Raw genomic sequence first — 21,164 nt, 5'->3', positions numbered from 1 at the left:
CGAAGCCGCGAAAAGCGCCCCCCTCCCAACCTCCCCCCGTAAGCGGGGGGAGGGGCTGAAGAACGAGGCCTGAAGCATCCCCATGAACGACGACAACCTCCACATCCTCCGCAACCGCACCTTCGACGAACTCGCCATCGGCGAGTCCGCCTGCATCGAGCGCACGCTCACGCCGCAGGACATCCAGCTGTTCGCGATCCTCTCCGGCGACGTCAACCCGCAGCACCTGGATCCCGACTTCGCCGCGTCCACGCGCTTCGCCGGCGTGATCGCGCACGGCATGTGGGGCGGGGCGCTGGTCTCGGCGGTGCTGGGCACGCGCCTGCCCGGTCCGGGCACGGTCTACCTCGGGCAGACGCTGCGCTTCCTGGCGCCGGTGAAGCCGGGCGACCGGCTCGCGATCGCGGTGACGGTGACCGCACTCGACCCGGCCACACGCCGCGTCACCCTGGCCTGTCGCTGCACCCGGCAGGACGGCACGGTCGCGATCGAGGGCGAAGCCGAGGTGGTCGCGCCGGACGAGCGCATCGAACGCGTGCGCAGCGCGCTGCCGGAGATCCGCCTCGACGTCGCCGGCAACGACGGCCTCGAACGCCTGCTCGCGCACGTCGCGCCGCTGGAGCCGATCCGCGTCGCGGTCGTGCATCCCTGCGATGCGCTGAGTTTGTCGGGCGCGCTGGACGCGCGCGACGCCGGCCTGATCGAGCCGGTGCTGATCGCACCGCGCGACAAGCTCGAAGCGGCCGCCGCCGAGGCCGGCATCGACCTGTCCGGCCTCGCCGTCGAGGACGTGCCGCACAGCCACGCCGCCGCCGCGCGCGCGGCCGGACTCGCGCGCGAGGGCAAGGTCGAGGCGCTGATGAAGGGCAGCCTGCACACCGACGAGCTGATGTCGGCGGTGGTGGCGCGCGAATCCGGCCTGCGCACCAAGCGCCGCGTCAGCCACTGTTTCGTGCTGCAGACGCCGCACTACCCGCGCCCGTTCATCGTCACCGACGCCGCGATCAACCTCGCGCCCGACCTCGAACAGAAGGCCGACATCGTCCGCAACGCGATCGACCTCGCCCACGTCATCGGCGTGCAGGCGCCGAAGGTCGCGATCCTCGCCGCGGTGGAGACCGTCACCCCGTCGATGCCGGCCACGCTCGACGCCGCGGCGCTGTGCAAGATGGCCGACCGCGGCCAGATCGCCGGCGGCGTGCTCGATGGGCCGCTGGCGTTCGACAACGCGGTGTCGATCGCCGCCGCGCGCACCAAGGGCATCGTCTCCGAGGTCGCGGGACAGGCCGACATCCTCGTGGTGCCGGACCTGGAAAGCGGCAACATGCTGGCCAAGCAGGTGATGTACATGGGCGATGCGGCGAGCGCCGGCATCGTGCTCGGCGCGAAGGTGCCGGTGGTGCTGACCAGCCGCGCCGATTCGCGCGAATCGCGGCTGGCGTCCTGCGCGATCGCGCTGATGCTCGCGCACCGCTACCGCAAGACGCCGCCTTGAGGGCGGGATGGCCGTTCCCAGGGAAGAATACGGAACTGTCATTCCGAGCGTAGCAAGGAATCTGCATTTGTCGCAGCTTCCGCCTGAAAGCAGATTGACCGGCTTCGCCGTTGTGAACCGCTTCTCGCTACGCTCGGAATGACAGTTCGTTGAACCGCCAGGGAACCGCTGGACGCAAATGACGATGCACGCACCGCACGACCACGCCCCCACCACGCACCGCGACCCCGTCTGCGGCATGACCGTGCGCGAGGACTCGCCGCACCGCGTCGAGCGCGATGGCCGCACCTGGCACTTCTGCAGCGCGCGCTGCGCGGAAAAGTTCGCCGCCGATCCGGCGCGCTACGACGGCAGCGCCGCGCCGGCATCATGCTGCGGCGGCCACGGCGCGGCGCCCGTGCCGCCGCCGGAAGCGCTGCCGCCGGGCACCCTGTACGTCTGCCCGATGGATCCGGAGATCCGCCAGGACCATCCCGGCACCTGCCCGAAGTGCGGTATGGCGCTGGAGCCGGAGCTGCCGAGCCTGGACGACGGCGACAGCCCTGAACTGCGCGACTTCTCCCGCCGCTTCTGGTGGACCCTGCCGCTGACCGCCGCGGTGTTCGTGCTGGCGATGTTCGGCCACCGCCTGCGCCTGTTCGACATGGCGACGCAGAGCTGGGTCGAGCTGGTGCTGGCGACGCCGGTGGTGCTGTGGGCGGGCGCGCCGTTCTTCGCGCGCGGCTGGCGGTCGATCGTCAACCGCAGCCCGAACATGTGGACCCTGATCGGCCTCGGCACGGGCGCGGCCTACGTCTACAGCGTCGTCGCCACGGTTGCGCCGGGCGCGTTTCCGGATTCGTTCGCGTCGATGGGCCGGGTGTCGGTGTACTTCGAGGCGGCGGCGGTGATCGTGTCGCTGACCCTGCTCGGCCAGCTGCTGGAGCTGAAGGCGCGCGCACAGACGTCGGCCGCGATCAGGTCGCTGCTCGGCCTCGCGCCGACCACCGCGCGCCGCCTGCGCGACGACGGCGGCGAAGAAGACATCCCGCTCGGACACGTGCACGTCGGCGACCGCCTGCGCGTGCGCCCCGGCGAGAAGGTGCCGGTGGACGGCGTGGTGCTCGAAGGCGGCAGCGCGGTCGACGAGTCGATGCTCACCGGCGAACCGCTGCCGGTGCGCAAGGCCGCCGGCGACCGCGTGATCGGCGCGACGCTCAATACCGGCGGCGCGCTGGTGATCCGCGCCGAGCGCGTCGGGTCGGCGACCCTGCTGTCGCGGATCGTGCAGATGGTGGCCGCGGCGCAGCGCTCGAAGGCGCCGATGCAGCGGCTGGCCGACGTCGTCGCCGGCCGCTTCGTGCTGGGCGTGGTCGCGATCGCGATCGTCGCGTTCTTCGCCTGGGGCCTGTTCGGGCCGGAGCCGGGCTGGGTCTACGGCCTGATCAACGCGGTGGCGGTGCTGATCATCGCCTGTCCCTGCGCGCTGGGGCTGGCGACGCCGATGTCGATCATGGTCGCCACCGGACGGGGTGCGACGCAGGGCGTGCTGTTCCGCGACGCTGCGGCGATCGAGCGCCTGCGCGAGGTGGATACGCTGGTGGTCGACAAGACCGGCACGCTGACCGAGGGGCGTCCGGCGTTCGGCGAGGCGGTCGCGGCTGGAGGCTTCGACGCGGATGACGTGCTGCGGCTGGCGGCCAGCCTCGACCAGGGCAGCGAGCATCCGCTGGCGGAGGCGATCGTGGCCGCGGCGCGCGAGCGCGGGATTGCGCTCGCGCCGGTGCAGGATTTCGAATCGACTTCGGGCATCGGCGTGCGCGGCACGGTCGAGGGCCGCCGGCTCGCGCTCGGCAACACCGCCCTGATGCGCGAGGTCGGCGTCGATCCCGCGCCCCTGGCCGATCGCGCCGAAGCGCTGCGCGGCGAGGGCGCCAGCGTGATGCATCTCGCCGTCGACGGCGCACTGGCCGGCCTGCTGTCGGTCTCCGACCCGGTGAAGGCGAGCACGCCGGACGCGCTGGCGGCGCTGCACGCGGCCGGCCTGCGCATCGTGATGGCGACCGGCGACGGCCTGACCACGGCCAACGCGGTGGCATCGAGGCTCGGCATCGACGAGGTCCACGGCGAGGTGCGGCCCGAGGACAAGCTGGCGCTGGTCGAGCGCCTGCAGTCGGAAGGCCGCGTGGTGGCGATGGCCGGCGACGGCATCAACGATGCCCCGGCGCTGGCGCGCGCGGACGTGGGCATCGCCATGGGCACCGGCACCGACGTGGCGATGGACAGCGCGCAGGTGACCCTGGTCAAGGGCGACTTGCGCGGCATCGCCATCGCACGCGCGCTGTCGCAGGCGACGGTCGCCAACATGCGCCAGAACCTGGGCTTCGCGCTGGTCTACAACGGCCTCGGCGTGCCGCTGGCGGCCGGCGTGCTGTACCCGTTCACCGGCCTGCTGCTGTCGCCGATGATCGCGGCGCTGGCGATGAGCTTCAGTTCCGCGTCCGTGGTCGGCAACGCGCTGCGCCTGCGCGGGCAGCGGCTCGCGGTGCCCGATGCGGTGAAGGAGCGTCACGCATGAGCCGCGCCAGCGACCGCCATGCCACCCGGGGCGACCTCGTCCTCGTGCTCAACTGCGGCTCGTCGAGCATCAAGTTCGCGCTGTTCGACGGCGGACAGGACCCGCTGCCGCGCGCGCCGGCGTGGAACGGCAAGGTGCAGGGCATCGGCGGCCCGTCGCCGACCTACGGCGAGACCGGGATCGAACCGGCGCCGGTCGAACTCGATGCCGATCATCCCTACCGCTCGGCGCTGCAGCGCATCCGCGAAGGCGTGCTGGCGCGACTGGACGGGCGCCGGCTGGCCGCGATCGCCCACCGCGTGGTGCACGGCGGCAGCAAGTACTTCGCGCCGGTGCGCGTGGACGCCGGCGTGCTCGACGACCTCAAGGGCTACATCCCGCTGGCGCCGCTGCACCAGCCGTTCGCGCTGGAGGCGATCGACATCCTGCTGCGCGAGCGGCCGGACCTGCCGCAGGTGGCCTGTTTCGACACCGGCTTCCACCACACCCTGCCGATCGTCGAACAACTGCTGCCGCTGCCGTGGGACGCCTGGCAGCGCGGCCTGCGCCGCTACGGCTTCCACGGCCTGTCGTACGAATACATGGCGACCGCACTGCCCGAGCGCCACGGCGACGCCGCGCGCGGACGCACCGTGGTCGCGCACCTGGGCAGCGGCGCCAGCCTGTGCGCGATGCAGGGCCTGCGCAGCGTCGCCACCACGATGGGCTTCTCCGCGCTCGACGGCCTGATGATGGGCACGCGCACCGGCGCGCTCGATCCGGGCGCGGTGCTGTACCTGATGGAGATCGAGAAGCTGTCGCTGGAGGAGGTGGGGCGCATCCTCTACCACCGCTCCGGCCTGCTCGGCGTGTCCGGCATCTCGTCCGAACCGCGCGTGATCGTGGGCCACGAGGACGACGACGGCGAGGCCGGCGAACGCGCGCGCCTGTCGCTGGCGCTGTACGTGCGCCGCATCGTGCGCGAGATCGGTGCCATGGCCGCGGTGCTCGGCGGCCTCGACCTGCTAGTGTTCACCGCCGGCGTCGGCGAGCACAACGCCTTCGTGCGCGAGCGCGTCTGCGCCGATCTGGCCTTCCTCGGCGTTGCGCTGGATCAAGGCGCCAACGCCGGCAACGCGGCGATCATTTCCGCGGCCGGCAGCCGGGTGCTGGTGGGCGTGGAGCCGACCAACGAGGAGTGGATCGCCGCCCGTCAGGCCATCGCCATCGTCCGGGACCGGACGCACTGAAGCGGATCATCCGCCGGCCGCCGGACGGCCGGTTTTCATCCGGGTTCTCGCAAAAAAGGCCGTCATTCCCGCGAAGGCGGGAACCCAGTGTCTTTGCCCTTTGTCCTTGTCCTTCCAGCGCTGGAAGACACTGGATGACCAGCGCTTCGCGCTGTTGCAAAGCGCTTCCCGCCTTCGCGGGGATGACGATCACGCGGTCGACGGGAAGCTCAGGGCGCCTCCAGGTAGAGCGCCGCAATCCGCCGCGCCAGCGCATACGGCTCGGGATCGTTGCGGTTGCTCAGCAGCACCACCGTCAGCCGCCGCTCCGGCCAGCGCAGGATCACGTTGCGGAAGCCGATGGTCTCGCCCGAGTGCCAGAGCAGGCGGCCGTGGCCGCTGTCGTGGATGCGCCAGCCGTAGCCGTAGCCGTCCACGTCCGCCTCGCCGGTCGGCGTGTGTGCGGTGAACGCCAGCCGGCGCGAGGCGTCGGAGAGCAGGCGGTCGTCGTGCAGCGCCGCATCCCACTTCGCGAGGTCGTCGATCGAGGAATAGATGCCGCCGTCGCCGAGCACCGCGCTGGTGCTGCTCTGGTCGGTGCGGACCCAGGCGCCATCCACGTCGCTGTGGCCATAGGCGCGCTGCGCGACGGTCGACACGCCGTCCTCGAACGCGACCGTACCGTCCATGCCCAGCGGCCCGAAGATGCGCTCGCGCAGGAAGGTGGCGAAGTCGCGGCCCGAGGCCTTGCCCACGACCAGGGCCAGCAGCGCGTAGCCGCTGTTGCTGTAGCGATAGTCGCTGCCCGGCGCGAAGTACAGCCGGTCCTGCGCCTCCAGCAGTCGCAGGACGTCGGCGTCGTGCAGCTGGCCGTCGACATGGTCGGGCATCACGTCTTCGTAGTCGACGAGCCCGGAGGTGTGGCTGAGCAGGTGGTGCAGGGTGATGCCGTCGGCCGCGGCGGGCAGCGAGGGCAGCCACTTGCGGACCGGATCGTCCAGCGACAGCGCGCCGTCCTGCGCCAGCAGCACGATCGCGGCAGCGGTGAACTGCTTGCTGACCGAGGCGAGGCGGAAGTTGGTCCCGGGCGTGACCGGGACCCGGCCCCCGACGTCGGCGAGGCCGTAGCCGCGGCGCAGCAACGGCTCGCCGTCGCGCACGACCAGCAGCGCCGCACCGGGCGCATCGCCGGCGTAGGCGGACATCATCGAATCGACCCGTTCGTCCACGGACTGCATCGTGCCACCTCCGCTGGCGCAGGCCACGAGCAGGCAGGTCAGCAGTGCGGCGGCCGTTCGCATCGGCCCATTGTAAGCACCTGCCGCGGATTGCAGGTGCTTCCAACAGAATGTCATTCCGAGCGTAGCGAGGAATCTGCTTCTGCTGTTGCTCGCAGTGAAGAAGCAGATTCCTCGCTGCGCTCGGAATGACAATGGTGGCGTGTCGGATGCGCAGGGCATGGCATGCCGCATGCGCGATCCGTCGCTCAGTCCCCGCGGTCGCGCCGGAACGGCAGCACCACGCCGCGATCCTCCTGCGGAGGCTGGCGATGCCACAGCACCGGCACGTCGCGCGGCGACCCGGGTTCGTAGGTGTCGCGCTCGGCCTGCGCGGCGCGCTCGGCTTCTTCTTCCTCGATCTCCCAGCTGTAGCGCTTGCGCGCCGGCACCGGGTCGCTGCGGCGGAACGCGAAGGCGGCCACGATGCCGCCGAGCGCGCCGCCCAGGTGCGACTGCCACGACACGCCCGGCTCCTGCGGCAGCACGGTCAGCAGCATGCCGCCGTAGAACAGGAAGGCGATCATGCCGGCGGCGATCGACGGACGGTCGCGGCGCAGCAGGCCGAGCACGAACACCAGGAACATCAGCCCGTGGGTCACGCCGCTGGCGCCGAGGTGGTAGGAGCCGGCGTCGCCCAGCAGCCAGGCGCCCAGGCCCGAACCCAGCCACATCAGCGGCAGCGCGCGCCACGTCGCACGCGGGTACACCGCCAGCGCCAGCGTGCCGAGCAGCAGCAGCGCGCTCGCGTTCGCGACCAGGTGCGCGGGCGAGCCGTGCAGCAGCGGCGCGGTCAGCAGCCCGGCCAGGCCTGCCGGCGACAGCGGTGCAACCGCCAGCGGATGCCAGTCGAACAGTCCCTGCGCGCCGAACGCGATCACCAGCAGCAGGACGAAGGCGATGCTGGCCTGCAGCGCGCGGTTCAGGCGGCGGCGGTCGGCGGCGCGCTGCGCGGCGGGATCGATGGGCGCTTCGGGGGTGTCGAGATGCATCAGGGGAGGATGGCGGCGAAAGCGGGGGATGCAAGGGTTGGGACGGGAGCCGCCGGGACACGCGTAAAATTCCCGCCATGACCGACCCCCTCCCCACCGTCCGCCTCAGGAACGCCTGGCGCTCCAGCCACCCCTGGATCTTCCAGAAGCTGGTCGAGAAGCCGGCGCAGCGCCCGAAACCCGGCAGCATCGTCGACATCGTCGGCGTCGACGGCGCCTGGATCGGCCGCGGCTTCTACAACGGCCATTCGCGGATCGCGCTGCGCATCCTCGAGACCGATCCGGACGTGGCGGTCGACGCCGGCTGGTTCGCAGGGAAGATCGCCGCCGCCGTGCAGCTGCGCCGCGAAGGGCTGGACCTCGACGCCACCAGCAACGCCTGGCGCGTGGTGCACAGCGAGGGCGACGGCCTGTCCGGCCTCGTGGTCGACCGCTACGACGACCTGCTGGTGGTCGAGTTCTTCAGCGCCGGCATGTTCCGCCATCGCGAGTGGATCTACGACGCCCTGCGCGAACAGTTTCCCGGCTGCCGCTTCCACAGCTTCGCCGACGAACACGTGCAGAAGCAGGAATCGTTCGACTTCCGCGGCAGCGAGCCCGCGGCGCCGGCGATCATCACCGAGAACGGCATCCGCTTCCGCGCCGATCCCGCCGGCGCGCACAAGACCGGCTTCTTCGCCGACCAGCGCGACAACCGCGAATGGCTTTCGCACCGCTGCGCGGGCAAGCGCGTGCTCGACCTGTGCTGCAATACCGGCGGCTTCGGCGTGTACGCGGCCGCGCGCGGCGCCGGTGAGGTGGTCGGGATCGACATCGACGAGGCGGTGCTGGAGATCGCCCGCGGCAACGCGAAGTTGAACAACGTGCGCCCGCGTTTCGTGCAGGCCGACCTCTTCCCGTGGCTGCGCGACGCGGCGAACAACGGCGAGCGGTTCGACGTGGTGATCCTGGACCCGGCGAAGATGACCCGCGACCGCGACCAGGTCATCAACGCGCTGAAGAAATACCTCGACATGAACAAGCTCGCGCTGGGCGTGGTGAAGCCCGGCGGGCTGTTGGCGACGTTCTCCTGCACCGGCCTGGTCAGCGAGGAACAGTTCCTCGACATGCTGCGCCGCGCCGCGTTCTACGCCGGGCGCAGCGTGCAGGTGCTCAAGGTCGCCGGCGCCGGCGCCGATCATCCGTTCCTCGCCAACGTGCAGGAATCGCGCTACCTGAAGGCGGTGTTCTGCCGCGTGCTGGATTGAACCGGCGCGCCGGTCGCCGCGTGCCGACGGGCGTGCGGCGCGCGCTGGTCGCGGTCGCTGCCCTGACCGCGCTCGCGCTTGCGGCGACATTCCTGTTCGGACCGCTGCGCGACTGGCTGCGCGGGCCGTTGCCGCCACCGCCGCCGACCTCGTTCGACTGGCGCGCGCGCATCGCGCCGCTCGCCGGCACCGGCCTGCGCGGCGTGCGCGACGGCCACGCGCTCGAAGCGCGCTTCGACGAACCCTGGGGACTGGTGCGCGGCGCCGACGGCAGCCTGTTCGTCGCCGACGGCGGCGAGGCCAACCGCATCCGCCGGATCGCGCCCGACGGCAGGGTGGGCACGTTCGCCGGTTCCGGCGAAGGCTTCGCCGACGGCATCGGCGCGCAGGCGAGGTTCCACACGCCCTCGTCGCTCGCGGTCGATCGCCTGGGCAACCTCTACGTCGCCGACACCGGCAACCACGCGATCCGCAAGATCACCCGCAACGGCGCGGTGACCACGCTCGCCGGCACCGGCATCGCCGGCTTCCGCGACGGCGACGCGGCATTGGCCCAGTTCCACGCGCCGATGGGCGTGGCGGTCGACGACGCCGGACGCGTCTACGTCGCCGACACCTGGAACGACCGCATCCGCGTGATCGAGCGCGACGGCCGCGTGCGCACGCTCGCGGGCGGCGAGGGCGCGGGATTCGCCAGCGGACCGGGCATGCTCGCGCGCTTCGACACACCGACGGCGCTGGCGGTCGCGGGCGACGGCACGCTCTGGGTCGCCGATACCGGCAACCGCGCGCTGCGCAGGCTCGACCCGGACGGCGAGGTGCGGACCTGGGTGCCTTCGGTGCGGGAAGGCGGGATCGATCCCGGTCGTCCGCTCGCGGTCGCGGTCGCGCACGACGGCGTGCTGTACGTCGCCGACCTGTCGCCCGGCCGCGTGCTGCAGGTCGATCCCGATGGCCGCGTGCGCGCGCTGACCGGCGTGGATCCGGCGCAGTGGTTCGCGCGCCCGTCCGCGCTGTGGCTCGAGGCCGACGGCAGCCTGCTGCTCGCCGACGCGGCCGGGCACCGCCTGCACCGCATCGTGCCGCGCGTCATCGGCGACAACGCGCTCGCCGATGGCCCGGTTGGACCGCGCCCGGACCGTCCGCTGCCCGACACGCGCGGTCGCTGGCCGCTGTTCCCGCAGGACGCGTGGCACGAAGTGGTCGGCACCCTGGGCGAGGTGCGCGGCAACTTCAGCGGCGAGCGCCGCAGCCACCTGCACAACGGACTCGACGTGCGCGGCGACGTCGGTGCGAGCGTGCTATTGATCGCCGATGCCAAGGTCACCAGCCCGCTCGCGGCCTTCAGCTTCGGCGGACAGGCCGAGGGTGTGTCGGTCGACGAGCTCACCTACCTGCACATGCGCGCCGGGCGCACGCCGCAGGGCCGCAATCTCGATCCCGCGCGCTTCCTGATGGAGCAGGACGAAGACGGCCGGCCGTCGCGGGTGCGCATCGCGCGCGGCACGCGCTTCCGCGCCGGCGAGCCGCTGGGCACGATCAACGCGCAGGCGCACGTGCACCTGATCGTCGGCCCGCATGGCCATCAGCACAACGCCATCCGGCTCGGCTTCCGCGGCTATGTCGACACCGTGCCGCCGCGCATCGACGGCATCGCCCTGCTCGACGAGGACGACCGACCGATCGCCACGCGCGCCAACGGCCGCGTGCGGGTGCCGCGCAACGGCGGTGGCGTGCAGGTCGTGGTCGACGCCTGGGACCAGGTCGACGGCAACCTGCCGCGCCGCCGCCTCGGCCTGCACCGCGTCGGCTACCAGGTGCTGCGCGCGGACGGCACACCGGCGCCGGGATTCGAGGCGCCGGCGATGAACCTTGATTTCTCGCGCATGCCCGCGCACCCGGACGCGGTGAAGCTCGCCTACGCCGCCGACAGCGGCATCACCGTGCACGGCGCCGCGCGCACGCGCTTCCTGTACGTGGCGAGCAACCGCGTGCGCGCAGGTGAACTCGCGGCGTCGCACTGGCAGCCGTCGCAGCTGCCGCCGGGCGACTACCTCGTGCGCGCCTTCGGCGAGGACGCGAGCGGCAATGCGGCCATCGGCGCGCGCGACCTGCCGGTGACGCTGGTCGACGAGGCCCTGCCCCTGCCCGAAACGGAAACCGGTCGCGCATCGCGCTGACCCGCGCCGATGGTCACGGTGACCATCAGGTCATGCCCGCGGCGCGTGGATACGCTGGAATCGAGTCCCGCCGCGCCTGTCGCTTCGGCGTGATGGATGCCGGGACCACATGCCATCCCGCGCGCTGCATGCCCAACCTGTCATCCCGAACGCAGTGGGGGATCCCGCTCCGGCGCAGCGGCGAAGGCGACACCGGGAAGAAGATTCCTCACTGCGTTCGGAATGACACCTCCAAGCATCGGATTGTCGAAACCGGAACCCTGCGACCGCCACCGTCCGCGAGGAGAAGCATGAAGCATCGAACCATCCTGCCCGCCCTGCTGCTTGCCGCCTGCCTCCCTGTCGCGGCGCAGGCGCAGCTCGACCTGTCCACGCTCGACGACGCCATGCCCGGCCCGCGCACGCAGGTGCTGGTGCTGGGCACGGTGCACCTCGCGCAGGGCGACCGCGCGGACGCGTTCGATCCGGCCGCGCTCGTGCCCGTGCTGCAGCGGCTCGAAGCGTTCCGGCCGGAGATCATCACCGTCGAGTCGATGCCGGGAGAGACCTGCGACCTGATGGCGCGGCATCCCACGGTCTACGATCCGGAAGGCGGCGCGAGCTACTGCCCCGACACCGCCGCGGCGCAGGCGGCCACCGGGCTGGACGTGCCGGCCGCGATCGCGGCCGTCGAACAGCAGCTGGCGACCTGGCCGGACGCACCGACGCCAGTTCAACGTCGCCACCTCGCCGCACTGTTCTTTGCCGCCGGCGATCCCACCTCGGCCCTGGTGCAGTGGCTGTCCCTGCCCGAAGCGGAGCGGATCGAGGGCGACGGACTCGGCGCCGCCCTCGTCGCGGCCCTGCGCAAGCGCGCCGCCTCCGCCAGCGAGAACACCCAGATCGCCGCGGCGCTGGCGGTGCGCCTCGGCCTGCCGCGCGTGCATCCGGTCGACGACCACACCGGCGACAACCTGCGCATCGACGACATGGCCGGATTCGAGAAGGCGATCCGCGGCGCATGGGATAGCGCGCCGGCCGAATGCGTCGCCCTGCGCGAGCGCCAGGAGACGCTGCGTGCCGCGCCGGACCTGCTGCCGCTGTATCGCCTCACCAACAGCCGTGACTACCAGCGCATGCCGGCCGCCTGCGACTTCGGCATGGCGCTGAAGGAGGCCTCGCCGCAGCGTTTCGGTCGCCAGTACGTCGCCGGCTGGGACCTGCGCAACCTGCGCATGGTCGCCAACATCGGCGTCACCTTCCGCGAGCGCCCCGGCGCGCGCGTGCTGTCGATCGTCGGTGCCTCGCACAAGCCCTGGTTCGACCGCTGGCTCGCGCAGCTGCAGGGCGTGGACGTGGTCGACGTGGAGACGTTCCTGGCGGAGCGGTGAGCCCGCAGCGTATGCGTGTGCCGCCGCGAGGGCGGATCTGTCCGCGACTCCGGTGCAACCAGGGTTCCAGTGCAGCCGGGTTTCCGGTGCAACCAGGGTCCGTCATCCCAGCGAAAGCTGGGATCCATTTGTTTTTGCGCCAGGATCAAACTGGATCCCAGCTTTCGCTGGAATGACGGATGTTTTCCCGGCGTTCGGGCAGAACGTCGGCGGTTGCCGATCATGCCTCCACCGCCCCTACCGCCCCAGCAACCACGCCCTCAACACCACCGCCTGGTTGTGCTCCGGATCGCGCGCACCGTACAGCAGCGTGACGCGCCCCTTGCGCAGCCATGGCTGCAGTTCCGCGACCGTCGCGTCGTTGGCCTCCAGCTCCCTGCGATAGCGCTTGGCGAACTCGTCGAAGCGTTCGGCGCGATGGTCGAACCACTTGCGCAGGGCTGCGCTCGGCGCGATGTCCTTCAGCCACAGGTCCAGCGCCAGCGCCTCCTTCTTCACCCCGCGCGGCCACAGCCGGTCGACGAGGATGCGCGCGCCATCGCCGCGGGCGGGCGGCTCGTAGGCGCGCTTGAGGCGGACGTCCATGCCGCGACCCTGCGCCGGCGACGCGCAGGGCGCAAGTGGCGGCGCAGCATCCCGGCGCCCGGAGTGATCCGGATCAATGCGCCAGCGCCGTTTCCACGCAGACTGGGAACTCCCCCTCCCAGGAGACTCCCATGAGCCAGGACTTCAGCGGCAAGGTCGCCATCGTCACCGGTGGCGCATCGGGCATCGGCGAGGCGGTCTGCCGGCAGCTGTCGGCTGGCGGCGCCAGGGTGGTGGTCGCCGACTGCAACGGCGACGCGGCGCAGGCGCTGGCCGATGCGCTCGGCAACGCCATCGCGGTGCAGCTGGACGTGGCCGACGCCGACGCGGTGCGCGGTATGGTCGAGCGCACGGTCGAGGCCTTCGGCGCGCTGCACCTGGCGGTGAACAACGCCGGCATCGGCGGGCCCTCGCATCCGACCGCCGAGTACCCGCTCGACCAGTGGCACCGGGTCATCGACGTCAACCTGCACAGCGTGATGTACGCGATGAAGTACGAGATCCCGGCGATGCTCGCGGCCGGCGGCGGCGCGATCGTCAACATGGCCTCGATCCTCGGCAGCGTCGGCTGGAACGGTTCGATCGCCTACGTCGCGGCCAAGCACGCGCTGCTGGGCATGACCAAGACGGCGGCGATGGAGTACTCGGCCCGGGGCGTGCGCATCAACGCGGTCGGCCCGGGCTACATCGACACGCCGCTGCTGGCCGGCATGGACCGCGCCGCGTACGACGGCCTGGTCGCGCTGCACCCGGTCGGCCGGCTCGGCACCGCGGACGAAGTGGCGGCGCTGACCTGCTTCCTGCTCTCGCCGCAGGCCTCGTTCATCACCGGCAGCTACCACCTGGTCGACGGCGGCTATACCGCGCGCTGAGCCGCGGCGGCGCGGCCCATGCGCGGCCTCCCGGTCGCGAACGGGTGTCAGTGGCCCTGCTCGCGCAGCGTCAGCCGCACCTGCTCGTGCTGCGCCTGCAGCGCCGGCGAGGGCGCCTTGCCGAGCAGGCTGACCACCACGATCGCCAGCATGCCGGCGGCGAAGCCCGGCACGATCTCGTACAGCGCGCTGCCGGTCTGCTTCCACAGCAGCACCGTCAGCGCGCCGGCGAGCATGCCGGCGATCGCGCCGTCGCGGGTCATCCGCTTCCACAGCAGCGACAGCACCACCACCGGTCCGAATGCAGCGCCGAAGCCCGCCCAGGCGTAGGCCACCAGTCCGAGCACGCGGCTGTCGGGATCGCGCGCGATCCAGATCGCCAGCAGCGCCACCGCCAGCACCATCGCCCGGCCGACCCACACCAGCTCCGCATGCCCCGCCTTCGGGCGCACGAAGCCGCGGTAGAAGTCCTCGGTCAGCGCACTGGAGCACACCAGCAGCTGCGCCGACAGCGTGCTCATGATCGCGGCCAGGATCGCCGACAGCAGCACGCCGGCGATCCACGGATTGAACAGCAGCTCCGACAGCGCGATGAACACGCGCTCGGGATTCGCCTCCACCGGTGCGGCGGCCTCGGGGTGCGCGGCGAACCAGGCGATGCCGAAGAAGCCGGTCGCCACCGCGCCGGCCAGGCACAGGATCATCCAGGTCATGCCGATGCGGCGCGCGCGCGGGATCGTCGCCAGGCTGTCGGCGGCCATGAACCGCGCCAGGATGTGCGGCTGGCCGAAGTAGCCCAGGCCCCAGGCCAGCGCCGAGACCACGGCGACCAGGCCGCCGGCGCCGATCCACTGCAGCCGCGCCGGGTCGACCTGTTCGACCAGCGCGACCGCCTGCGCCGGGCCGTCGGCGCCGACGATCGCGAACACCGGCACCAGCAGCAGCGCGAAGATCATCAGCGTGGCCTGGATGGTGTCGGTCCAGCTGACCGCGAGGAAGCCGCCGATGAAGGTGTAGGCGATCGTCACCATCGCCCCCCACAGCATCGCCTGCGCGTAGGGCAGCCCGAACACGCTCTCGAACATGCGCGCGCCGGCGACGATGCCCGAGGCGCAGTAGATGGCGAAGAACACCAGGATCACCAGCGCCGACAGGATCCGCAGCACGCGGCTGTTGTCCTCGAAGCGGTGGGTGAAGTAGTCCGGCAGGGTCAGCGCGTTGCGCGTGCGCTCGGTGTAGACGCGCAGCGGCCCGGCCACGTACTTCCAGTTGGCCCAGGCGCCGAGGATCAGGCCGACCGCGATCCACGCCTCCGACGCACCGCCGAGGTACAGCGCGCCCGGCAGGCCCATCATCAGCCAGCCGCTCATGTCCGAGGCGCCGGCCGCCAGCGCAGTGACGTAGCTGCCCAGCGAGCGTCCGCCGAGGATGTAGTCGTCGAAGGTGCGCGTGCGGCGCCAGGCGACGAAGCCGACGCCGACCATCAGCAACAGGTAGGCGGCGAAGGTCACGAGCAGCGGCGTGCTGGCGGTCATGCGGTCGTCCTGCGGTTTGCGCTGGGTGCGGAGTGTGACCGAAGGCGGGGCAGCGACGCCAATGCCCTCAGGCGTGCGCGATCCACTGCCGCAGCAGCGCCTGCAGCGCGGGAATCCGCGCGCGCGCGTCGGCGGCGTCGGCGAACGCCACCTGCGCGCGGTCCCTGCCCAGCCACGCCAGCAGGGCGTCGGGATCGTCGATGCCCAACCCGCCTTCCGGCAGTTCGCGCGCTTTCGCGCCCAGGTGCAGGATCAACGCGATGCCGCGCTTCGCACGCAGGTGGAAGGTGGCGAAGTACTCGTGCGTGCGGAAACTCGGCGCATTCCACTTCACGCCTTCGGCGACCGCCGGATCGACCGCGAGGATCGCGCGGCGCAGCGCTTCGATGCCGGCCTTGTGCGGATGCTCGAGCCTGGCCATGAACGCATCGACCGCGGCGCTGGTATCGGCGGCCGTGGCGTGGCGCGTGGTGGCAGTGTTCTTCGTCGCCACGGCGGTCAGTCGGGCGTTTCGTTCGTGCGGACGTAGGCGCTGGCACGCTCGAGCTCCAGCGGCCGCAGTTCGTAGAACAGCCCGTGTTCCAGCGTCGGGCTGGTCGAGAGCAGCGCCGCGGCCTCCTCCAGCGTACGCGCGAGCACGAACCAGTAGCCGCCGACCAGCTCCTTGGTCTCGCCGAACGGGCCGTCCACGACGAAGCCCTTGCGCGACACCGTCGCGCCCTCGCGCGCCAGCCGCTCGCCGGTCTTCATCCGCCCGGCGGCGATGTGGCCTTCGAGCCAGGGATAGAACGCGTCGATCGAGGCCTGGATCGCTTCGGGCGCAGCGTCGCGTCGCCACTGGCCGCGCGAGAGGACGAGGAATTCGCGGAGATCGGGATCAAGGGGCATGGGCGTGAGCCGGACGGAGGAGACGGCGTGCCTGGAGGGATTCGAACCTGGCTTCGGAATGCGGAATGGAAGATCCGACTCCCGTGATTGCAGGCGAAGGGTAGCCAGCACGGGTTCCGGCTTCAATCTCCCGCCAGTCTCCTTGCCTCGCGCGCCAGCCCCCGCAAGATCAGATCGGCGACGTGTTCCGGGAATCCGGCCGGCAGCATCGCTTCGATCGAGGCAACCACAGTCGGTGTCCGCTCGACGATATCGTCGATGAGCGTTTGCACCGTCCGCCCCTCGTCATCCAGCACGCCGTATCGCTTGCCGAGCGCCAGCCAATGCCGGGGCAGGATCTCCCGCATCTTCCAGTGGGCATTGGCGGAACGGATCGCCATGGCCATCCTGACCTTGTGGTCGGACAGCTTGTCCGGCGCATCGCCGATGATCGGCCAGGCCGACATCACGTCGTACAGCGGCGTCAGCGCGTAAGCGCCCCCGGGGCGGATGGACAGGCTGAAGTTCTTGGCATGGCCGTCGGGCGCGCGCAGCATCCAGAACAGGAGCTGGGCCAGGAAGAAGGTGCGCCGATCCCGCTGCGGGGACGCGGAAGTGGCCAGCAGGCCCATGATCCGGTCGATCCCGGGGCCGCCATCGGCCTCGTATTTCAGGTTGGCCGGCGTGCCGGTGGCCTGGCAGAAGTCCTCCTGCGGCAGCCGCGCCAGCCATTTGCCCCGCGGGCCATCCAGCCAGGTGCGGTCGAAGCGCGTGACTGACAGGATCTTCATGTCCTCGAACTGGAGAGGCTCGCATTCGGCGATCGGAAGCCCGTACGCGCGCAGGATGAGCGAACACAACCATTCGTTCTCGATGGAATGGCGCAGGTCGAGTCGCATGTTGCCGACCAGGCCCATCGGCAACTTGAGGATGTGCGTGGTCGGCGTCGAGCCGTGCGGCCGGCACCATTGGCCGTCGATGTTCGTGAGGGCTGTTTTCTCCTGCGCCCCGGCGATGGAGACCCTGAAGTCATCGTCTTCGGAGGTGCCGCCTGCAAACGCCGATGGCGCCACCGTGCCCCGCAGGAGGGCGGCAACTTCGTGTTCGACCAGGGGCGTTGCCTCCACGGTGTCCACGTTCTCAGGGGTCATGTCATCGGGCAGGATCTGCAGTGCACCGACGCAATCCCGTCCGATCTGGGCAAGCAGGTCGAAGGCGTCGGTGGACCGGGCACGAAAGCGGTTCGCGGCCCGGGCGCGGATCTCCTGGCTGTCCGGCAGGAGGTTGTCGAACCACGCCCGGACGACTTCGCCGCGGTGTGGCGTGCTTCCCGGGGTGAACGGCAGCGAGAGCGACAATGGCCGGCCTTGTGGGGAGGTTTTCCAGTCCGCGTCGTACTCGAGCAGATCCTCGGAGCCGGACCCAATTCGCCATGTGCCGACGAACCCGCCGTTCATCCACAGGCCCAGCGCCTTCCGGCGCGAAGACCGTCGCGTGCCGGCCGTCACCATCCGCCTGCCCCTTCGTCCGAGCCGGACGAGGCAGGCGGCGCTGTCTCCCTTCGCCGCAGGGCCATTTCCACGCCCAGGATGCCCAGCAGTTGCAGCAGCCGATCGGCGCTGACCTTCTGCGCGTTGCGCTCCAGCGCGGACAGCGTTTGCTGCGTGACCCCCAGGCTTGCGGCCACTTGCGCCTGGGTCAGCCCGCTCTCCTTGCGGAAGGCTTTCAGCAGGGCGGGAAGTTGTTCGGCGGTCTGGACGGCATAGTGGCGCATGGGTACAAATCCGAAGCTGTATTTCTATAATACAGCTTATAGGCTGTTTTCAGAAAAAACACAACAGAATCTGTATTCATGGGAACCAGCGCTGACTAGTTCGGCCCATGGGGAAGCCATGACGCGTTGCGGGGGGAGGGCGATCGGGAAGTGGAGTGCCTGCGGAACGGTGTCCCGGCAGTGTCCCGATTTCGTTAGCAGGACAGATGGCGCGCCTGGAGGGATTCGAACCCCCGACCAATGGCTTCGGAAGCCACTACTCTATCCGGCTGAGCTACAGGCGCGAGCCGCGCATTCTCCCATGACCGGCGTGGCGGCGCGAGTCTTGACGGGCTTGCTACGCTGGCGGGAATGGCCTACGAACGCTACAGCGCCCCGATCCCGCAGCCGCTGCCGCCCTGGCGCCAGCGGCTGGCGCTGTACTGGAAGCTGGTCCGCGGCGATCGGCCGATCGGCTGGCTGCTGCTGCTGTGGCCGACCTGGTGGGGGCTGTGGATCGCCGCCGGCGGGGTGCCGCCGCTGTGGACGCTGTTCGTGTTCAGCGCGGGGGTGTGGCTGACGCGCTCGGCCGGCTGCGTGATCAACGACTACGCCGACCGCTGGCTCGATCCGCAGGTCGAACGCACGAAGGACCGGCCGCTGGCGACCGGTGCGGTGTCGGGGCGCGAGGCGCTGGCGGTGTTCGCTGCGCTGATGCTGGCCGCGTTCGCGCTGGTGCTGACGATGAACCGGCTGACGGTGCTGATGAGCGTGGTCGGCGTGGTCCTCGCCGCCAGCTATCCCTACCTCAAACGCTACACCTACCTGCCGCAGGTGTACCTGGGCATGGCCTTCGGCTGGGGCATCCCGATGGGCTTCGCGGCGGTGCAGGGCGAGGTGCCGCCGGTGGCCTGGGTGCTGTACGTGGCCAACATCTTCTGGGCGACGGCCTACGACACCTGGTATGCGATGGTCGACCGCGACGACGACATCCGCATGGGCGCGAAGTCGACCGCGATCCTGTTCGGTGAGCTCGACCTGGTGGCGCAGGGCGTGCTGTATGCGATGACCTTCGCGGCGCTGGCGCTGGTGGGGCGCGAAGCGGGGGTCGGTGCGTATTACTGGTATGGACTGGGCGCGGCGGCGCTGCTGGTGGCGTGGGAGTTCTTCCTCGCCCGCCATCGCGACCGTGACGCCTGCTTCCGCGCGTTCCTGCACAACCACTGGGTGGGGGCGGCGATCTTCGCGGGGATCGCGATCGACTTTCTGCTGCGCTGACGACGCGCAGACTCATCCGCCGAATCCTCACGGCACCCGCGCGCAGACCCATGCGTCCACGCGCCGCACGCCGGCCCGCCGCAGCGCCTTTGCCGCGGCGTGCAGGGTCGCGCCGGTCGTCATCACGTCGTCGACGAGCACCACGTGCGCGGGCAGGGCGGCGCGCGGGTCGACGACAAACGCGCCGCGCAGGTTGCGCCTGCGCGCCGCGGCGTCGAGCTCCGACTGCGGCGCGGTCCCGCGTCCGCGCACCAGCGAGCCGGTGAGCAGCGGCAACTCCAGTGCGCCCGACAGCGGCTTCGCCAGCTCCAGCGCTTGGTCGTAGCCGCGGCGGCGCAGGCGCGTGCGGTGCAGGGGCACCGCCAGCAGGGCGTCGGGGCGGGGCAGCGTCGCGAAGCGCTCGGCCATGCAGCCCGCAAGCAGGCGGCCCGCGGCGAGGTCGCGGTGGAACTTGAAGCGCGGCAGCAGCCGGTCCAGCGGGAAACCGTAGGCGAAGGCGGCGCGCGCTTCCTGCAGCGGCGGCGGGCGGCGCAGGCAGTCGCCGCAGGTCTCGCCGGCCGCGGCCAGCGGCACCGCGCAGCGCAGGCAGGCGACGTGGTTCCAGGGCAGGCCCGCGCTGCAGGCGCGACACAGGTCGGCGCCCGGCGGCGCGGCTTCGCGGCAGACCAGGCAACGCGGCGGACACAGGCGCACGCCCAGCCGTCGCCACCAGCCGTCAACCGGGGCAGGGTCGGTTCGGTTGACAGGCCCGGGCATGCTTTCCAGACTGCCCGGCCAGGCCCCCGCCCGTCCGTCAGGGAACCCCGATGTCCGCCGTCAGCCCGCTCCGCCCCGCGACCGTCCCACCCGCCGGCGACGCGCCCCTGCGCCACGACTGGAGCCTGCGCGAGGTCGAGGCCCTGCTCGACCTGCCGTTCCCGGAGCTGCTGTTCCGCGCGGCCGAGGTCCACCGCCGCCATTTCGATCCGGCCGAGATCCAGGTCAGCACCCTGCTGTCGGTGAAGACCGGCGGCTGCCCGGAGGATTGCGCCTACTGCCCGCAGGCGCAGCGCTACCACACCGGGGTCGAGGCGACGAAGCTGATGTCGACCGAGGCGGTGGTCGAGAAGGCGAAGCAGGCCAAGGCCGCCGGCGCCTCGCGCTTCTGCATGGGCGCGGCCTGGCGCTCGCCCAAGGACCGCGACATCCCCAAGGTCGCGGCGATGATCCGCGAAGTGAAGGCGCTGGGGCTGGAGACCTGCGCCACGCTGGGCATGCTCAGCGGCGAACAGGCGACCGCGCTGCGCGCCGCCGGCCTCGACTACTACAACCACAACATCGACACCGACCCCGGGCTCTACGGCGACATCATCCACACCCGCGAACTCCAGGACCGGTTCGACACGCTCGAACACGTGCGCGACGCCGGCATGAAGACCTGCTGCGGCGGCATCGTCGGCATGGGCGAGACCCGGCGCCAGCGCGCCGGCTTCCTGCGCACCCTGGCCAACCTGCCGGCGCACCCGGACTCGGTGCCGATCAACCGGCTGGTGCAGGTCGAGGGCACGCCGCTGCACGGCACGAGTGCGCTGGATCCGTTCGAATTCGTGCGCACCATCGCGGTTGCGCGCCTGCTGATGCCGCACTCTATGGTCCGACTCTCTGCGGGGAGAGAGGACATGAGCGATGAACTGCAGGCGCTGTGCTTCAGCGCCGGGGCGAACTCGATCTTCTACGGCGAGAAGCTGCTGACCACCAGCAACCCGGACACCGGGCGCGACCTGGCGCTGTTCGAACGGCTGGGCCTGCGGCCGATGCAAGTGACGGTCGATGCCGAAGCTCACGACCACGGCGGCACCGTGCACGCCGACATCTCGGCAAAGCTCGATGCAAGCATCTCGGCTGAGCTCGATGCAGGCATCGTCCAGGCCGGCACCGCCGACTGCCGCGGCGCCGCCTGACGGGACCG

18 protein-coding genes and 1 tRNA gene are annotated in these 21,164 nt (G+C 71.1%); 9 read left to right on the top strand and 10 right to left on the bottom strand.

What is annotated here, in order from left to right:
• The first annotated feature begins 82 nt into the window (after positions 1-82).
• The 3 genes from FQY83_RS13615 (at position 83) to FQY83_RS13605 (ending at position 5,281) form a co-directional block, all read left to right on the top strand.
• Complete coding sequence (locus tag FQY83_RS13615) at positions 83-1,495, top strand: bifunctional enoyl-CoA hydratase/phosphate acetyltransferase (RefSeq protein WP_146388499.1); 1,413 nt, start codon at positions 83-85, stop codon at positions 1,493-1,495.
• 184 nt (positions 1,496-1,679) lie between these two features.
• Positions 1,680-4,052, top strand: a complete 2,373-nt coding sequence (locus FQY83_RS13610) for a heavy metal translocating P-type ATPase (RefSeq protein WP_202878192.1) — start codon at positions 1,680-1,682, stop codon at positions 4,050-4,052.
• Positions 4,049-5,281: an acetate/propionate family kinase gene (locus FQY83_RS13605; RefSeq protein ID WP_146388497.1), complete on the top strand. Its 1,233-nt coding sequence runs from the start codon at positions 4,049-4,051 to the stop codon at positions 5,279-5,281. Before FQY83_RS13610 ends, FQY83_RS13605 begins: the two co-directional genes overlap by 4 nt.
• Before the next feature lie 209 nt (positions 5,282-5,490).
• On the opposite strand, the gene FQY83_RS13600 is transcribed toward FQY83_RS13605, so the two are convergent.
• Together FQY83_RS13600 and FQY83_RS13595 are read right to left on the bottom strand one after the other, a co-directional pair.
• Entirely contained in the window at positions 5,491-6,561 is a 1,071-nt protein-coding gene (locus FQY83_RS13600) for a serine hydrolase domain-containing protein (protein ID WP_146388496.1), read from the bottom strand.
• A gap of 185 nt (positions 6,562-6,746) precedes the next feature.
• Positions 6,747-7,529 carry a rhomboid family intramembrane serine protease gene (locus FQY83_RS13595; protein ID WP_146388495.1) on the bottom strand — a complete coding sequence of 261 codons (783 nt, stop codon included), beginning with the start codon at positions 7,527-7,529 and terminating at the stop codon, positions 6,747-6,749.
• A gap of 77 nt (positions 7,530-7,606) precedes the next feature.
• Here FQY83_RS13595 and FQY83_RS13590 point away from each other — a divergent pair, with 77 nt between their 5' ends.
• From FQY83_RS13590 to FQY83_RS13580, 3 genes are all read left to right on the top strand, one after another.
• Positions 7,607-8,776: a class I SAM-dependent rRNA methyltransferase gene (locus tag FQY83_RS13590; RefSeq protein WP_146388494.1), complete on the top strand. Its 1,170-nt coding sequence runs from the start codon at positions 7,607-7,609 to the stop codon at positions 8,774-8,776.
• Positions 8,773-10,956 carry an NHL repeat-containing protein gene (locus FQY83_RS13585; RefSeq protein ID WP_238333500.1) on the top strand — a complete coding sequence of 728 codons (2,184 nt, stop codon included), beginning with the start codon at positions 8,773-8,775 and terminating at the stop codon, positions 10,954-10,956. The genes FQY83_RS13590 and FQY83_RS13585 overlap by 4 nt, the downstream gene beginning before the upstream one ends.
• Positions 10,957-11,261: 305 nt before the next feature.
• Positions 11,262-12,326, top strand: coding sequence for a DUF5694 domain-containing protein (locus FQY83_RS13580; protein ID WP_425478664.1), 1,065 nt, complete (start codon positions 11,262-11,264; stop codon positions 12,324-12,326).
• Positions 12,327-12,563: 237 nt separating this feature from the next.
• On the opposite strand, the gene FQY83_RS13575 is transcribed toward FQY83_RS13580, so the two are convergent.
• Positions 12,564-12,911 (bottom strand): DUF488 domain-containing protein, encoded by a 348-nt coding sequence (locus FQY83_RS13575; protein ID WP_146388492.1) that lies wholly within the window; start codon positions 12,909-12,911, stop codon positions 12,564-12,566.
• Between the two features lie 131 nt (positions 12,912-13,042).
• Between FQY83_RS13575 and FQY83_RS13570 the strand changes: the two genes are divergently transcribed.
• Positions 13,043-13,783: an SDR family NAD(P)-dependent oxidoreductase gene (locus FQY83_RS13570; protein WP_146388491.1), complete on the top strand. Its 741-nt coding sequence runs from the start codon at positions 13,043-13,045 to the stop codon at positions 13,781-13,783.
• Positions 13,784-13,830: 47 nt separating this feature from the next.
• Here the strand turns inward: FQY83_RS13570 and putP are convergent, their stop codons facing one another.
• From putP to FQY83_RS13540, 6 genes are all read right to left on the bottom strand, one after another.
• Positions 13,831-15,318 carry a sodium/proline symporter PutP gene (putP, locus tag FQY83_RS13565; RefSeq protein WP_146388490.1) on the bottom strand — a complete coding sequence of 496 codons (1,488 nt, stop codon included), beginning with the start codon at positions 15,316-15,318 and terminating at the stop codon, positions 13,831-13,833.
• A gap of 67 nt (positions 15,319-15,385) precedes the next feature.
• On the bottom strand, positions 15,386-15,811 hold the full coding sequence (locus tag FQY83_RS13560) for a DUF1801 domain-containing protein (protein ID WP_202878191.1): 426 nt from the start codon (positions 15,809-15,811) through the stop codon (positions 15,386-15,388).
• Between the two features lie 5 nt (positions 15,812-15,816).
• Entirely contained in the window at positions 15,817-16,206 is a 390-nt protein-coding gene (locus tag FQY83_RS13555) for a YciI family protein (RefSeq protein ID WP_146388489.1), read from the bottom strand.
• A 122-nt stretch (positions 16,207-16,328) separates the two neighbouring features.
• Positions 16,329-17,696: a type II toxin-antitoxin system HipA family toxin gene (locus tag FQY83_RS13550; protein WP_202878190.1), complete on the bottom strand. Its 1,368-nt coding sequence runs from the start codon at positions 17,694-17,696 to the stop codon at positions 16,329-16,331.
• Positions 17,690-17,959: a helix-turn-helix domain-containing protein gene (locus FQY83_RS13545; protein ID WP_146388488.1), complete on the bottom strand. Its 270-nt coding sequence runs from the start codon at positions 17,957-17,959 to the stop codon at positions 17,690-17,692. The genes FQY83_RS13550 and FQY83_RS13545 overlap by 7 nt, the downstream gene beginning before the upstream one ends.
• Positions 17,960-18,166: 207 nt before the next feature.
• Positions 18,167-18,243 (bottom strand) — tRNA-Arg (locus FQY83_RS13540).
• A gap of 67 nt (positions 18,244-18,310) precedes the next feature.
• Here FQY83_RS13540 and ubiA point away from each other — a divergent pair.
• Positions 18,311-19,216 carry a 4-hydroxybenzoate octaprenyltransferase gene (gene ubiA / locus FQY83_RS13535; RefSeq protein ID WP_146388487.1) on the top strand — a complete coding sequence of 302 codons (906 nt, stop codon included), beginning with the start codon at positions 18,311-18,313 and terminating at the stop codon, positions 19,214-19,216.
• Between the two features lie 27 nt (positions 19,217-19,243).
• On the opposite strand, the gene FQY83_RS13530 is transcribed toward ubiA, so the two are convergent.
• Positions 19,244-19,972, bottom strand: coding sequence for a ComF family protein (locus tag FQY83_RS13530; protein WP_146388486.1), 729 nt, complete (start codon positions 19,970-19,972; stop codon positions 19,244-19,246).
• A gap of 50 nt (positions 19,973-20,022) precedes the next feature.
• Between FQY83_RS13530 and bioB the strand changes: the two genes are divergently transcribed.
• Positions 20,023-21,156 carry a biotin synthase BioB gene (bioB, locus tag FQY83_RS13525; RefSeq protein WP_146388485.1) on the top strand — a complete coding sequence of 378 codons (1,134 nt, stop codon included), beginning with the start codon at positions 20,023-20,025 and terminating at the stop codon, positions 21,154-21,156.
• Positions 21,157-21,164 lie beyond the last annotated feature (8 nt).

The sequence above is a fragment of the Luteimonas marina genome (assembly GCF_007859325.1).
Lineage (GTDB): Bacteria > Pseudomonadota > Gammaproteobacteria > Xanthomonadales > Xanthomonadaceae > Luteimonas > Luteimonas marina.
This window is presented reverse-complemented; position numbering and strand designations above follow the sequence as displayed.

Bases quoted from the DNA above. Each gene is read 5' to 3' on its own strand.
- FQY83_RS13615 (WP_146388499.1), top strand. From the start codon at position 83: ATGAACGACGACAACCTCCACATCCTCCGCAACCGCACCTTCGACGAA.
- FQY83_RS13610 (WP_202878192.1), top strand. From the start codon at position 1,680: ATGCACGCACCGCACGACCACGCCCCCACCACGCACCGCGACCCCGTC.
- FQY83_RS13605 (WP_146388497.1), top strand. From the start codon at position 4,049: ATGAGCCGCGCCAGCGACCGCCATGCCACCCGGGGCGACCTCGTCCTC.
- FQY83_RS13600 (WP_146388496.1), bottom strand. From the start codon at position 6,561: ATGCGAACGGCCGCCGCACTGCTGACCTGCCTGCTCGTGGCCTGCGCC.
- FQY83_RS13595 (WP_146388495.1), bottom strand. From the start codon at position 7,529: ATGCATCTCGACACCCCCGAAGCGCCCATCGATCCCGCCGCGCAGCGC.
- FQY83_RS13590 (WP_146388494.1), top strand. From the start codon at position 7,607: ATGACCGACCCCCTCCCCACCGTCCGCCTCAGGAACGCCTGGCGCTCC.
- FQY83_RS13575 (WP_146388492.1), bottom strand. From the start codon at position 12,911: ATGGACGTCCGCCTCAAGCGCGCCTACGAGCCGCCCGCCCGCGGCGAT.
- FQY83_RS13570 (WP_146388491.1), top strand. From the start codon at position 13,043: ATGAGCCAGGACTTCAGCGGCAAGGTCGCCATCGTCACCGGTGGCGCA.
- putP (WP_146388490.1), bottom strand. From the start codon at position 15,318: ATGACCGCCAGCACGCCGCTGCTCGTGACCTTCGCCGCCTACCTGTTG.
- FQY83_RS13555 (WP_146388489.1), bottom strand. From the start codon at position 16,206: ATGCCCCTTGATCCCGATCTCCGCGAATTCCTCGTCCTCTCGCGCGGC.
- FQY83_RS13550 (WP_202878190.1), bottom strand. From the start codon at position 17,696: ATGGTGACGGCCGGCACGCGACGGTCTTCGCGCCGGAAGGCGCTGGGC.
- FQY83_RS13545 (WP_146388488.1), bottom strand. From the start codon at position 17,959: ATGCGCCACTATGCCGTCCAGACCGCCGAACAACTTCCCGCCCTGCTG.
- ubiA (WP_146388487.1), top strand. From the start codon at position 18,311: ATGGCCTACGAACGCTACAGCGCCCCGATCCCGCAGCCGCTGCCGCCC.
- FQY83_RS13530 (WP_146388486.1), bottom strand. From the start codon at position 19,972: ATGCCCGGGCCTGTCAACCGAACCGACCCTGCCCCGGTTGACGGCTGG.
- bioB (WP_146388485.1), top strand. From the start codon at position 20,023: ATGTCCGCCGTCAGCCCGCTCCGCCCCGCGACCGTCCCACCCGCCGGC.